Raw genomic sequence first — 12,725 nt, forward strand, 5'->3', positions numbered from 1 at the left:
CTCGTCGTCCTCGTAGCCCACCAGGGCCAGGGCGCGGGCGGGGATGTCGTGCAGGGCGGCCCAGCGGGCCAGGGCCTCCTCGCGCCCGTGGGTGATCCAGAGCTCGCCCGGGCGCAGTTCGTCGACTGTGGCGGTGAGCTCGTCCCAGTCGGCGTGGTCCGAGATCACCAGGGGCAGCTCGACGCCGCGCTGCTTCGCGCGCGCCCGGATCTGCATCCAGCCCGACGCGAAGGCCGCCACGGGCTCGGGGAAGCGGCGGCTCCAGCGGTCCTGCATCGCCGACGGCGGGGCGATCACGATGGCGCCGGCGAAGTCGGCCTTCTTCGCGGTGGTCGCCGGGGCCAGCGGGCCCAGGTCGACGCCGTGCCGCTCGTAGAGGGCGTTGAGCCGCTCGAGGGCGCCGTGGACGTGGATCACGCGATCCCAGCCCGCCTCGCGCAGCAGCCGGATGATCCGCTGGGCCTTGCCGAGCGCATAGGCGCCCACGATGTGGCTGCGCTCGGGGAACTGGGCGACCGAGCGCAGCAGGCGGGCGATCTCCTGGCGGTCGTCGGGATGGCGGAAGACCGGCAGGCCGAAGGTCGCCTCGCTGATGAAGACGTCGCACGGGACCGGCTCGAACGGCGGGCAGGTCGGGTCGCGCCGCCGCTTGTAGTCGCCGCTCACCACCATGGTCAGGCCCTTCCAGCGCACCACCGCCTGGGCCGAGCCCAGGACGTGGCCGGCCGGGACCAGGGTCACCGCCACGTCGTCGCGGGCGACCGCCTCGCCGTAGGCCGCGGCCTGCCTGGCCTGGGCGAAGTCGAGGCCGTAGCGCTCGGCCATGATGTCGAGGGTCTCGGCGGTGGCGAGCACCGCGCCGTGGCCGGCGCGCGCGTGGTCGGAATGCCCATGGGTGATCACCGCCCGCGCCACGGGGCGGACGGGGTCGATGTAGAAGTCGCCGGGGGCGCAGTAGAGGCCCTCGGGCTTGGGACAGAGCAGGTCCTGGGGACGGATCATCGCCCTTCAATGTAGGGGCGGCCTTTCGGCTCCGCACATTGACTTCCGCGGGCGCGGGACCCTACGCCGGACCGATGTCGGATTTCTTCCACACAACGCCCCTGCCCGAGAGGATGCTGATGGCTCCGCACGCCGACGCCCTGGGTCTGACGCTGGTCTCCATCGAGCCGGGGCGAGGGGTGATGAGCGCGCCGTGGCGCGAGGACCTGGTCGGCGATCCCGAGACGGGCGTCATCGCCTCCGGGGTGGTGACCGCGCTCATCGACCACGCCTGCGGCCTGGCGATCAACTCGGCCATCGGCCAGCCGGTCCCGATCGCCACCCTGGACCTGCGGATCGACTATCTTCGCCCGGCCGCGCCCAAGGCCGGCGTGACCGCCGAGGCGCATGCGTACCGGCTGACGCGCACCGTCGGCTTCGTCCGCGCCGAGGCCTGGGACGCCGACCGCAGCGACCTGGTCGCCACCGCCCAGGCGGCCTTCATGCTCAACACGCGCGCCCAGCCCCTGAAGGCCTGACGATGGACGACGCAGCGACCCAGAGCCTCGACGCCTTCCTGCAGCGCGTGCCCTATGTCCGCTTCCTCGGCATGCGGGTCGAACTGGCGGGCGACGAGATGACCGCCGTGCTGCCGTTCAGCCAGCACCTGATCGGCAATCCGGTGCTGCCCGCGATCCACGGCGGCGTGATCGGCGCCTTCATGGAGCTGACTGCGCTGGCCCAGCTGGCGCTGGCCGAGCCCGGCGGGCGTGTGCCGAAGACCATCGACGTGACCATCGAGTACCTGCGCTCGGCGGGCGCGCGCGACACCTACGCCCGCGCCATCCTGCGCAAGGTCGGCCGCCGAGTCGCGAACGTGCAGGTGGAAGCCTGGCAGGAGAGCCGGACCAAGCTCGTGGCCGGCCTGACCGGCCACTTCCTGCTGCGGAGCAGCGGCGAGCCGGTCGCGCCGTAGCCATTGGAACCGCGCGAACGGCGCAGCGTAGAGCCGGGACCCATAGACCCGGCGGCCAAGGCGGGTGCGGCGGCCGCGCCCGACCTTCGGACATGGCGTGTATGGGTCCCGGTTTTCGCCCGGGGCGAAACCGGGATGACAGCGGTGGGCAGGGGCGGGTCCAGGCCAAACGTCAGGCCGGGGACGACTCCGCCCCGAAGGCCGCGACGTCCTCCAGCAGCGAGGCGGCCGCCAGCTTGACCAGTTCGCCGCCCTTCTCGGGCGTGGCGAGGCCGGGGTCGGACCCCATGCGGCCGTCGGCGTAGCGGGCGCGGAAGTCGGCGGCCTCGCGGATCGGGCCGGTGGGTGCGATCTGCGGCGCGTAGTTGGCGCTCTTGATGGCGTGCGGATAGGCCCACTGGGTGACCGCGATCTCGCTGGGCGTGGCGTGGCTGCCGTGGCCCACCGGGAACTGCTGGTTGGCGAGCGCGGTCACGCCCCTCAGGTCCCACCAGTTCTTGAGCTTGCAGGCGAAGCCGCGCTTGCGCCCGGCGTAGCTCGCCTCGGCGTAGAGCTCGGAGAAGGCCGCCTCGATGGTGGCGACGTTCCCGCCGTGGCCGTTGAGGAAGTAGAGCTTCTCGAAGCCGGCGTGGCTCAGGCTGCGGCACCAGTCGCCGATCGCCAGCATGAAGGTGGAAGGCCTGAGCGCGATCGTGCCCGGGAAATCCAGGTGATGCTGGGCCATGCCGATGTTGAACGTCGGGGCGACGATGATGTCGCCGGCCTTCTCGGCCTCGTGGGCGATGATCTCCGGGCAAAGCCAGTCGGTGCCGAGCAGGCCCGTCGGCCCGTGCTGCTCGTTCGACCCGATGGGCACGACCACGGTCTTCGAACGGGCGAGGAAGCCCTCGACCTCGGCCCAGGTGGACAGGTGAAGCAGCATGCGGGGGAAATCCTGTACGACGTTGCGGCGCAATTCGAAGGCAACCCGCCGCGCGATGCAATGGCCTGGCCCACCGGGGGAAACAGGCCCCAGGAAGAGAGACGCCGCGCCTTCAGCGCCGCGCCACCTCGATCTCGACGTCCATGGCCTTCATGCCGACGAGGCGCCAGTGGCGCTTTTCCTTGGCGAAGGTGAGCAGGCAGTCGCCCTTGCGGCCCTCGACGCAGGCGCGGCCGCCGTCGGCGGCGCGCATGAGCTTCGTCACCTGGGCCACGGTCGGCGGGGCGGCGAGCGGCTGGCCGGTCCCGGCGTGGACGAGGCGGATGGCGGCCGGGCTGATCATGCGGTCCAGCGCGAATTCGGAGGGGCCGCCCTCGACCTCCAGGGCCTTGCCGCGGGCCACCTCGGCGATCTGGCGGCGGACGTCGTCGCGCACGGCCGGACGATCGATCTCGGCCTCGAACGCCACGCGGTCGCCCGCCACGGCGGCGGCCAGCAGTCGGCTGGCGCTCTCCGCCGCGCCCTTGGGCGCCGGCCCGCCGCATCCGGCCAGCAGGGCCGCGGCAACGATGACGGAAAGGCTCCGAATCATCCCCCAAGGCTCGCGGCTCGCCCGCGCCGCATCAAGGGCGCACGGCGCCGCACGGTTGCTTACCGCGCGTCACTGCGGCTACTCCCTCGGCGACAGATCTCGGAGGTGCGCGCGTGTCCGACGGCGAGGTTTTCCCGGTTCCCGCAGACTGGGCGCAGACGGCCCATCTCAACGCCGAGCGATATGCGGCGGCGGTCAGGCGCGTGGCCGAGGATCCGGACGGCTACTGGACCGAAATCGGCGCGCGGCTCGACTGGATGACGCCCTTCACCAAGGTCAAGGACGTCTCCTACGACAAGGCCGACTTCCGCATCCGCTGGTTCTACGACGGCGTGCTGAACGTCAGCACGAACTGCCTCGACCGGCACCTGGCCGAGCGGGGCGACCAGGTCGCGATCATCTGGGAGAGCGACGACGGCAAGTCGTACGACGCGCTGACCTACCGGCAGCTGCACGCCGAGGTCTGCCGCTGGGCCAATGTGCTCAAGGCCAAGGGCGTGAAGAAGGGCGACCGGGTCACGATCTACCTGCCGATGATCCCCGCCGCGGCGGCCTCGATGCTGGCCTGCAGCCGGATCGGGGCGATCCACTCGGTGGTGTTCGGCGGCTTCTCGCCCGACAGCCTGGCCGGCCGGATCCAGGATTGCGACTCGAAGATCGTGATCACGGCCGACGAGGGCCTGCGCGGCGGGCGGATCGTGCCGCTGAAGCTGAACGTGGACGAGGCGCTGACGTCGTGCCCGGGCGTGACCGACGTGATCGTGGTGAAGCGCACCGGCGGCGACGTGCCGATGATCGCCGGCCGCGACGCCTACTTCTCGGACCTGAAGAAGACCGTGGAGACCACGTGCGAGCCCGAGCCGATGGGCGCCGAGGATCCGCTGTTCATCCTCTACACCTCGGGCTCGACGGGCAAGCCGAAGGGCGTGCTGCACACCACGGGCGGCTACCTCGCCTGGGCCAGCTGGACGCACGAGGTGGTGTTCGACTACCGGCCCGGCCAGATCTTCTGGTGCACCGCCGACGTGGGCTGGGTGACCGGCCACAGCTACGTGGTCTATGGCCCGCTCGCCAACGGCGCGACGACGCTGATGTTCGAGGGCGTGCCGAACTATCCGGACTCCAGCCGCTTCTGGGAGGTCTGCCACAAGCACAAGGTGGAGATCTTCTACACGGCCCCCACCGCGCTGCGGGCGCTGATGCGCGAGGGCGACGGGCCGGTGAAGAAGTGGCCGCGCGACACCATCCGCCTCCTGGGCACGGTGGGCGAGCCGATCAATCCGGAGGCCTGGCTCTGGTACCACCGCGTGGTGGGCGAGGGCCGCTGCCCGATCGTGGACACCTGGTGGCAGACCGAGACCGGCGCCTGCCTGATGACGCCGCTGCCCGGGGCGCATGCGCTGAAGCCGGGCTCGTGCGCCCAGCCGCTCCCGGGCGTCTATCCGCAGCTGGTGGACGCCGAGGGCGGCGTGCTGGAGGGCGCGATCAGCGGCAACCTGTGCCTGACCGACAGCTGGCCGGGCCAGATGCGGACCGTCTACGGCGATCACCAGCGCTTCATCGACACCTACTTCTCGACCTATCCCGGCAAGTACTTCACCGGCGACGGGGCGCGCCGCGACGCCGACGGCTACTATTGGATCACCGGCCGCGTGGACGACGTGATCAACGTCTCCGGCCACCGGCTCGGCACGGCCGAGATCGAGAGCGCGCTGGTCAGCCACCCGGCGGTCGCCGAGGCCGCGGTGGTGGGCTATCCGCACGACATCAAGGGCCAGGGCATCTACTGCTACGTGACGCTGAAGGTGGGCGTGGACGCCACCGATGCGCTGATGGCCGACCTGCGCGGGCACGTGCGCCACGAGATCGGGCCCTTCGCGGCGCCCGACGTCATCCAGTTCGCGCCGGGGCTTCCGAAGACCCGCTCGGGCAAGATCATGCGCCGCATCCTGCGCAAGATCGCCGAGGACGACCTGGGCAACCTGGGCGACACCTCGACCCTGGCCGAGCCCGCGGTGGTGGACGACCTGGTCAAGAACCGCGCGGGCCGCGGCGACGACGAGGCCCACGTGGCTGGCCAGCGGGTCTCGTGCGCCGCCCTCGCGGTGACCCTGACGTCGCACGATGCGGTGGTCGAGGCGGCCATCGTCGCCGTGTCGGGGCAGGGCGGCGATGCGCTGTGGGCGTTCGTGACGCCCGACCCGGCGCTGATGGCGACCGACGTGCTGGCGGCCGACCTGAAGGGCTTCCTTCGGCGCGAGGTGGGCGCCCACGCCGTGCCCGAGGCGGTGATCTTCGGCCCGCTGCCCAAGACCCACTCCGGCGAGGTGGTGCGCCCGGTCCTGACCCGCATCGCCCGCACGGGCGAACCCGGCGACGCCGCGGGCCTCGCCGACCCGGCGGTGGCGACGCACCTCGCCAAGCTGCGGGCCGACCTCCTGGCCTGATGGGCGGGGACCTGCCCCCGGCGCTGAAGGCCGCCATCGCGCGCGAGCTCGAGGGCCGGCCGCGGCGCGACCTGGGCGCGCGGAGGGCGGCCGCCACAGCGGCCTACCGCGCCGGCGGGACCTCGGCGGCGGCCATCCGCGGCGCCGACGACGCCCTGGCCTACGCGCTGGCCCGCCTGCCCGCCACCTACGCCGCCGCGGCCGCCGTGTTCGCCGAGGCGCGGCGCGTGGCCCCCGGCTTCAGGCCCGCGAGCCTGCTCGACGCCGGATCCGGGCCAGGCGGGGGAAGCTGGGCGGCGCGCGAGGCCTGGCCGTCGCTGCGGGCCATCGCCTGGGTGGACGCCAGCGCCCCGTTCCTCGCCCTGGCCGGACGGCTGGCCAGCGGCGCGTTCGAGCCGGACGCGCGGCGCGGCGACCTGGCGAGCGCCGACCTGCCCCGGGCCGACCTGGTGCTGGCGAGCTACGCGCTGGCCGAGATCCCGCCGGTCGGGCAGGCCGGCGTGGTCGGGCGGCTCTGGAACGCGACGGACGGCGTCCTCGCCCTCGTGGAGCCGGGCACGCCCGCCGGCTACGCCCGACTGCTGGAGGCCCGCGGCCTCCTGATCGCCGGCGGCGCCACGATCCTGGCGCCGTGCCCGCACGCCGACGCCTGTCCGCTGACCGCCCCGGACTGGTGCCACTTCAGCGTCCGCCTGGCGCGCTCGCGGGACCACCGCCTCGCCAAGGACGCCAGCGCGCCGTTCGAGGACGAGAAGTTCGCCTACGTCCTGGCGGCGCGGCCAGGGGTCGCCGCCGCGCCCGCCCGGGCCCGGGTGCTCGCCCGTCCGCACGCGGGCAAGCCCGGCATCGACCTCAAGCTCTGCACCCCGGCGGGCCTCGAGCGCCGCCACGTGGCCCGCCGCGACAAGGCCGCCCACGCCGTGGCGCGCCGGCTCGGCTGGGGCGACGCCTGGCCCGACGCGGAGGATGCGCCCGCGCCCGCGCCGCGCTAAACGTCCCCGCTATGACCACCGCCGCCGAGGCCTGGGCGCAGGGCGCCGAGCAGCAGCTCCTGGACGAGGCCCTGAAGCTCGTTCCCGCGCACGGCTGGACGCGCCGCACCGTCGTGCTCGCCGGGCGGGCGGCGGGCATGAGCGCCGGCGAGACCGAGCTGCTGCTGCCGCACGGGGCCGCCGACCTCGCCGCGCTGCTGTCGCGCCGCCACGACGCGCGCGCCCTGGCGGCGCTGGCGGACGTCCACGCCTCGAACCTGAAGATCCGCGAGCGGATCCGCCGCGCCGTGGAGGCCCGCCTCGACGCCGCCGCCCAGGATGAGCCCGCCACCCGCCGCTGGATGGGGTTCATGGCCCTGCCGACCCAGCTGCCCCTGGCCGGCCGCCTCGCCTGGGAGAGCGCCGACGGGCTCTGGCGCTGGGCCGGAGACGAGGCCACCGACGAGAACCACTACTCCAAGCGCGCCATCCTGGCGGGGATCCTGACCAGCGCCATGGCCGTGCGCCTCAGCCAGGGCCGCGGGGCGGCCATGGACTTCGTCGACCGCCGCATCGACGACGTGATGCGGTTCGAGACGTGGAAGGCCACCACCAAGGTGCGGCCGGAACAGGCGCTGACCCTGGCCGCAGGCTTCCTCGGCCGCCTGCGCTACGGGCGCGGATAACGGCTCAGAGCGCCCTCAGCTTGTTGACGTGGCCCATCTTGCGGCCGGGCTTGGCGTCGCGCTTGCCGTAGAGGTGCAGCCGGGAGTCGGGCTCGGCGGCGAGCTTGGCCCATTGGTCGACCTCGTCGCCCAGCAGGTTCAGCATCTCGATCCGGGCGTGCGGCTGGGTGGGCCCGAGGGGCCAGCCGGCGACCGCGCGCACGTGCTGCTCGAACTGGTCGACCGAGCAGCCGTCCTGCGTCCAGTGGCCGGAGTTGTGCACCCGCGGCGCGATCTCGTTCACCAGCAGGCGGCCGTCGCGCATCTCGAAGAGCTCGATGCCGATCACGCCCACGTAGTTCAGCCCCTGCAGCACGCGCGCGGAGATCTTCTCGGCCTCGAAGGCGATGTGCGGCATCACCAGCGCCGGCGCCAGGCTGCGCCGCAGGATGCCGTGCTCGTGGTGGTTCTCGGCGAGCGGATAGACCGCCGTGGCGCCGTCGCGCCCGCGCGCGGCGATGACCGAGAGCTCGCGCACGAAGTCGGCGGGCGCCTCCAGGATCACGGGCCGGCCGCCCAGGGCCTCGAAGGCGCCCGCGGCGTCGGCGACATGCTCGACCCACCGCTGACCCTTGCCGTCGTAGCCCTCGCGGCGGGTCTTCATGAGCAGCGGCGCGCCCATGGTCGCGGCGGCGGCCGCCGCGCCCGCGGCGCTGTCGGCGAAGGCGAAGGCCACGGTGGGGGCGCCGCTGGCGTTGAGGAACTGCTTCTCGGCCACGCGGTCCTGCGCCACCGACAGCGCTTCGGCCCCCGGGGCCACGTCGACGCCGAGCGCCTGCAGCTTCAGGACCGAGGCGGCGGGGACGTTCTCGAACTCGTAGGTGACCACGCGGGCCAGCCGGGCCAGCGCCTCGAGCGCCGCCGGGTCGTCGTAGCCGCCGACGATGGTGTGGGTGGCGACCTGGCCGGCGGGGCTGTCGGCGTCGCGCTCGAGCACCGCCGTCTCGAACCCGAGCCGGGCGGCGGCCAGCGCCAGCATGCGGCCGAGTTGCCCTCCGCCGAGGATGCCGAGGGTGGAGCCGGGCGGAAGCGGGAACTGCGGCATGGGACGTCCTATTCGACCGCTTCGGACACGCTGGCGGTCTGGCGGGCGGCGAACTCGGCCACCCGTGCGGCCAGCCCTTCGTCGGAAAGCGCGAGGATCCGGGCCGCCATCAGGCCCGCGTTCTTCGCGCCGGCCTCGCCGATGGCCAGCGTGCCCACCGGGATGCCGCCGGGCATCTGGACGATGGAGAGCAGGCTGTCCATGCCCTTGAGCGCCTTGGACTCGATCGGCACGCCCAGCACCGGCAGGTCGGTGAGCGACGCCGTCATCCCGGGCAGGTGCGCCGCCCCGCCCGCGCCGGCGATGATCACCTTCACCCCCGCGGCCTTGGCGCCCGTGGCGAAGTCGTACATCCGTTTCGGAGTCCGGTGCGCCGAGACCACCTTGGCCTCGTACGGCACGTCGAGCGCCTCCAGCATCTCGGCGGCGTGGCGCAGCACGGGCCAGTCGGACCGGCTGCCCATGATGATGGCGACGGGCGCGCTCATGGCGGTTTCTGCGGATTCCCCTGCCCCGGAAGGGCGCGGAGTATAGGCGCCGCCCTTCCCGGCACAATGCAGCCCGGTCAGATTCCCTTAACCGGGGCGCGATGGAATGCGTTAACCATTGCGTTGCAACAGGCGAAGGTCGGGGGGCGGGTCATGAAGGTAGGCGGCGCGCGCACCGATCCCTATTCGCCGGCCCGGCGTCCGGCGGGGGCGCGCCAGGCGACGGCCGCCGCGGCCGCGGCGAAACCCGACACCGTGGCGATCCTGGGCGTGCCCGAGCCCGAGATGACGCCGGCGGTCCAGGCGGCGATCCGCCACCTGCTGGCCGAACTCGACGAACTGCGCAACGAGGTCGGCCGCCTGAAGGCGCGGCTGTCGCAGGCCGAGGCGCTGGCCGACCGCGACTCGCTGACCCCGCTCCTCAACCGGCGCGCCTTCGTGCGCGAACTGGCGCGGATCCGCACCTTCGCCGAGCGGTACGGCGCGCCCGCCAGCCTGGTCTACTTCGACCTCGACGGCTTCAAGGCGATCAACGACCGCCACGGCCACGGCGCCGGCGACGCGGCGATCCAGGCGGTGGCCGAGCGCCTCGCGGCCAATGTGCGCGAGAGCGACGTGCTGGGGCGCATGGGCGGCGACGAGTTCGCCCTCATCCTCGTGCAGACCGACCAGGCCACGGCCGAGGCCAAGGCCGCGGCGCTGGCCCAGGCCATGGAGGCCGAGCCGATCTCGTTTCCGGGCGGGAGCGCCCCGGTGCGGCTCAGCTACGGGGTGCGCGAGATCGTGGCCGACGCCGATCCGGAGTCGCTCGTCGCCGACGCCGACGCGGCCATGTTCGCCGCCAAGCGCCGCCGCAAGAGCGCCTGAGGCCCTTCCCTTCCCGCTCGCGGCGGGTGGTGGGAAGGGCAGGCGGCGGGCAGGGCGCGTGTCTTGAGCGCGGGGACTGAGGCTTGCCCTTTCCACCCCTCGCTCTACGCCCTGCGGGCTCGGCGAGCGGTCCCCCTTTCCCGCAAGCGGGAAAGGCGAGCGGCGGGCTTGTTTCACCTTCCCTTCCCGCGCGCGGGAAGGGGGGACCGCCCGCCGAAGAGCGGGTGGTGGGAAGGGCGAGCGGCCGGCAGGGGGCGCGCGTCTCAAGGACGGGGTCAGGCGATGATGTCGGGGTTGAGGACGTCCTCGACGCGGGCGATCTCGTCCTTGATCAGCAGCTTCTTGCGCTTGAGGCGGCCGATCACGATCAGGTCCGGCACGGGCGTGGCCGCGAGGGCGTGGATCGCCGCGTCGAGATCGGCGTGGTCCTGACGCAGCTCCGCGAGACGCGCCTCCAGCGCCTCCTCGGTGAACGTCGAATAGTCGATCATCGGGCCGCGGTCCCTACCCCAACGCCGCGGCGAGCTCGGCGAGCGCGGCGGCGGGCGCGGGCCTGTCCCACGCCGCGGACGCCGCTTCAAGCGCTTCCAGCGCGGCGGCGCCGCCGGACCCTCTGGAAAGGCCCTCCAGCGTCTCCATCAGCAGGCGCTCGGCCTCCAGTTCCAGGCGGTTCACGTCCTTGCGGAACGCCAGCCGCGCATCGTCGTCGAACGGCGGCAGGGGCGGCTTCAGGTCGCGGCGCACCGCGCGCAGTGGCTTCAGCGCCACCGCGTCCCAGGCGCGCGCCGCCGCGGCCGCGCGCTTCAGCAGTTCGGGGTCCTTCGCCTCGGCGTGCACGGCCCAGAGCAGGAACGAGGTGTTCTGCCCATGCTCGTCCTGCAGCCTCAGCGTGGCCTCGGGCACGCCCGGCCGGGCGTAGGCCTCCAGCACCCATTCCCAGATCGCCAAGGCTCAGCCCTCGCCCTTGAGCGGGGCGATGTCCTCGCCCCAGCGTTTCACCGGCGCCCACGACAGCCCGAAGAGATCGAGGGCGCGCCCCACTGACTGGTCGACCATCTCGTCCAGGCTCTGCGGCCTGGCGTAGAAGGCCGGCAGGGGCGGGGCGATCACCGCGCCCATCTCGGCCAGCCTGACCATGGTGCGCAGATGGCCCAGGTGCAGCGGCGTCTCGCGCACCATCAGCACGAGGGGGCGGCGCTCCTTCAGCGTCACGTCGGCCGCGCGGGTCAGCAGCGACGACGTCACGCCCGTGGCGATCTCGCTCATGGTGCGCACCGAGCAGGGCGCCACGATCATGCCCAGCGTCTGGAACGAGCCCGACGCGATGGAGGCGCCCACGTCCGTGACCTTGTGGACCTGGTCGGCGCGGGCCTGCATGTCGGCCACCGAGAGGCCGGTCTCCTGGGCCAGGGTCAGCGCCGAGGAGCGGCTCATGACGAGGTGGCTTTCCACGCCGAGGTCGCGGCAGGCGGCCAGCGCGCGAAGGCCGTAGAGGGCGCCGGATGCGCCTGAAACGCCCACGATCAGGCGCGGCTTCTCCGGCTTGGCCATTCAGGGATCCCCGACTCGAAGGCGGAACCGGTTCCCCGGCCGCCCTGCAACCATATGTGATCTGACAGCCGGCGGAAGCGGGTGTTCACTCGGAAGTCGCATGAACTGAGAGGAGGCACTTCGCATGGCGCTAGATGCCCGGATCCGCGAACTCGGATCCCGCCACCAGTCCCTGGAACAGGCGATCCAGGACGAGATGCGCAGGCCCTACGCCGACGACGTCAAGCTCAAGGAACTCAAGCGACAGAAACTCAGGCTCAAGGAGGAGATCGAGACCCTCCGGGGCCAGATCCACTGACGTGACGGGCCCTCGCCTCGCGGCGGGGGCCTTCGTCGTTCAGTCCTCGTCGTCGTCGCCGTCGTCGTGATCGGCGAAGACGGACTCGGCCGTGTGCTCGATCTCGCGCTCGGGCTCGGGTTCGTCGTCGATCACGCCGGTCTCGGAGGCCGGCAGCAGGGTGGCGCCCTCGGGCTCCACCACGCCGCGGCGAGCGTCGTCGCGGGCCTTCTTCTCGGCGGCCTTCTTCACCACCGCGTCCAGCTCGAGCTGGGTGGCGAGGCCGAGCGTCACCGGATCGACCGGCTTGATGTTGGCCGAGTTCCAGTGCTGGCGGTTGCGCACCTGGTCGATGGTGGCCTTGGTGGTGCCCAGCAGGCGGGCGACCTGGCTGTCGGGCACTTCCGGATGGTTGCGGATGAACCAGGCGATCGCGTCCGGGCGGTCCTGGCGGCGCGACACGGGCGTGTAGCGCGGCGCCTTCTTCACCGGCTTCAGCAGCTCGGCGTGGCGGCTCTTCTGCGCCTTCATGCGGTAGTTCGGGTTCTTCTCGGCCGCGTCCAGCTCGTCGCGCGAAAGTTGGCCGTTGGCGATCGGGTCGGCGCCGCGGATGTCGCGCGCCACCTCGCCGTCGGCGATGCCCTTCACCTCCAGCGGGTGCAGTTCGCAGAAGTCCGCGATCTGGTCGAAGGTGAGCGAGGTGTTGTCGACCAGCCACACGGCGGTCGCCTTGGGCATCAGGATCTGGGTCATTTTTCGTCGTCTCGGAAACGAAGGCGCCCGGCCTTTCGGCCGGGCGGTGAGGCTTCACATATAGGCCGGATGGCGGCGCGAGGGAACGGGATTCTCGCCGCCCCCAGAGCCTCGCCCGTTCAGACCGAAC

The 12,725-nt window shown here is 72.7% G+C and carries 16 protein-coding genes and 1 pseudogene; 8 read left to right on the forward strand and 9 right to left on the reverse strand.

Annotated features, from left to right (window positions below; all coding sequences use genetic code 11):
• A partial coding sequence (locus tag JNK30_RS11035) for a ligase-associated DNA damage response exonuclease (protein ID WP_293482289.1) occupies window positions 1-1,002 on the reverse strand: 1,002 nt, incomplete at its 3' end.
• 74 nt (window positions 1,003-1,076) lie between these two features.
• On the opposite strand from JNK30_RS11035, the gene JNK30_RS11040 reads away from it, so the two are divergent.
• Window positions 1,077-1,520 carry a PaaI family thioesterase gene (locus JNK30_RS11040; protein WP_293482290.1) on the forward strand — a complete coding sequence of 148 codons (444 nt, stop codon included), beginning with the start codon at window positions 1,077-1,079 and terminating at the stop codon, window positions 1,518-1,520.
• Between the two features lie 2 nt (window positions 1,521-1,522).
• Window positions 1,523-1,957, forward strand: a complete 435-nt coding sequence (locus JNK30_RS11045) for a PaaI family thioesterase (protein ID WP_293482291.1) — start codon at window positions 1,523-1,525, stop codon at window positions 1,955-1,957.
• Window positions 1,958-2,129: 172 nt separating this feature from the next.
• On the opposite strand, the gene JNK30_RS11050 is transcribed toward JNK30_RS11045, so the two are convergent.
• Window positions 2,130-2,879: a creatininase family protein gene (locus JNK30_RS11050; RefSeq protein ID WP_293482292.1), complete on the reverse strand. Its 750-nt coding sequence runs from the start codon at window positions 2,877-2,879 to the stop codon at window positions 2,130-2,132.
• Window positions 2,880-2,991: 112 nt separating this feature from the next.
• A complete protein-coding gene (locus JNK30_RS11055) occupies window positions 2,992-3,471 on the reverse strand; it encodes a hypothetical protein (RefSeq protein WP_293482293.1) in 480 nt (159 codons plus the stop codon).
• 113 nt (window positions 3,472-3,584) lie between these two features.
• Between JNK30_RS11055 and acs the strand changes: the two are divergent.
• The 4 genes and pseudogenes from acs to JNK30_RS11075 form a co-directional block, all read left to right on the forward strand.
• Window positions 3,585-5,519, forward strand: a pseudogene (gene acs, locus JNK30_RS11060) (acetate--CoA ligase); the annotation flags it as partial.
• Window positions 5,520-5,576: 57 nt separating this feature from the next.
• Window positions 5,577-5,918 carry a hypothetical protein gene (locus tag JNK30_RS11065; protein WP_293482323.1) on the forward strand — a complete coding sequence of 114 codons (342 nt, stop codon included), beginning with the start codon at window positions 5,577-5,579 and terminating at the stop codon, window positions 5,916-5,918.
• Window positions 5,918-6,910: a small ribosomal subunit Rsm22 family protein gene (locus JNK30_RS11070; protein WP_293482294.1), complete on the forward strand. Its 993-nt coding sequence runs from the start codon at window positions 5,918-5,920 to the stop codon at window positions 6,908-6,910. The genes JNK30_RS11065 and JNK30_RS11070 overlap by 1 nt, the downstream gene beginning before the upstream one ends.
• An 11-nt stretch (window positions 6,911-6,921) precedes the next feature.
• The gene (locus JNK30_RS11075; RefSeq protein ID WP_293482295.1) at window positions 6,922-7,575 is read left to right on the forward strand and encodes a COQ9 family protein; all 654 of its coding nucleotides are present in this window, start codon (window positions 6,922-6,924) and stop codon (window positions 7,573-7,575) included.
• 4 nt (window positions 7,576-7,579) lie between these two features.
• Here the strand turns inward: JNK30_RS11075 and JNK30_RS11080 are convergent, their stop codons facing one another.
• Together JNK30_RS11080 and purE are read right to left on the reverse strand one after the other, a co-directional pair.
• Window positions 7,580-8,659: a 5-(carboxyamino)imidazole ribonucleotide synthase gene (locus JNK30_RS11080; RefSeq protein WP_293482296.1), complete on the reverse strand. Its 1,080-nt coding sequence runs from the start codon at window positions 8,657-8,659 to the stop codon at window positions 7,580-7,582.
• Window positions 8,660-8,667: 8 nt separating this feature from the next.
• The gene (gene purE, locus JNK30_RS11085) at window positions 8,668-9,147 is read right to left on the reverse strand and encodes a 5-(carboxyamino)imidazole ribonucleotide mutase (protein WP_293482297.1); all 480 of its coding nucleotides are present in this window, start codon (window positions 9,145-9,147) and stop codon (window positions 8,668-8,670) included.
• 153 nt (window positions 9,148-9,300) lie between these two features.
• Here purE and JNK30_RS11090 point away from each other — a divergent pair, with 153 nt between their 5' ends.
• Window positions 9,301-10,014: a GGDEF domain-containing protein gene (locus JNK30_RS11090; protein ID WP_293482298.1), complete on the forward strand. Its 714-nt coding sequence runs from the start codon at window positions 9,301-9,303 to the stop codon at window positions 10,012-10,014.
• 275 nt (window positions 10,015-10,289) lie between these two features.
• Here JNK30_RS11090 and JNK30_RS11095 read toward each other — a convergent pair whose 3' ends face one another.
• From JNK30_RS11095 to JNK30_RS11105, 3 genes are read right to left on the reverse strand one after another with little or no spacing between them, the layout of a single operon-like run.
• A complete protein-coding gene (locus JNK30_RS11095) occupies window positions 10,290-10,505 on the reverse strand; it encodes a DUF465 domain-containing protein (RefSeq protein ID WP_293482299.1) in 216 nt (71 codons plus the stop codon).
• A 13-nt stretch (window positions 10,506-10,518) separates the two neighbouring features.
• Window positions 10,519-10,962, reverse strand: coding sequence for a TIGR02444 family protein (locus tag JNK30_RS11100; protein WP_293482300.1), 444 nt, complete (start codon window positions 10,960-10,962; stop codon window positions 10,519-10,521).
• A 3-nt stretch (window positions 10,963-10,965) separates the two neighbouring features.
• Window positions 10,966-11,565: a UbiX family flavin prenyltransferase gene (locus JNK30_RS11105; protein WP_293482301.1), complete on the reverse strand. Its 600-nt coding sequence runs from the start codon at window positions 11,563-11,565 to the stop codon at window positions 10,966-10,968.
• Window positions 11,566-11,689: 124 nt separating this feature from the next.
• On the opposite strand from JNK30_RS11105, the gene JNK30_RS11110 reads away from it, so the two are divergent.
• Window positions 11,690-11,863 carry a DUF465 domain-containing protein gene (locus tag JNK30_RS11110; RefSeq protein ID WP_293482302.1) on the forward strand — a complete coding sequence of 58 codons (174 nt, stop codon included), beginning with the start codon at window positions 11,690-11,692 and terminating at the stop codon, window positions 11,861-11,863.
• Window positions 11,864-11,902: 39 nt separating this feature from the next.
• Here the strand turns inward: JNK30_RS11110 and JNK30_RS11115 are convergent, their stop codons facing one another.
• Window positions 11,903-12,595 (reverse strand): DUF1013 domain-containing protein, encoded by a 693-nt coding sequence (locus tag JNK30_RS11115; RefSeq protein WP_293482303.1) that lies wholly within the window; start codon window positions 12,593-12,595, stop codon window positions 11,903-11,905.
• Between the last annotated feature and the right edge of the window lie 130 nt (window positions 12,596-12,725).

This window comes from Phenylobacterium sp. (assembly GCF_016793225.1).
In the GTDB taxonomy this organism is placed as follows: Bacteria; Pseudomonadota; Alphaproteobacteria; order Caulobacterales; family Caulobacteraceae; genus Phenylobacterium.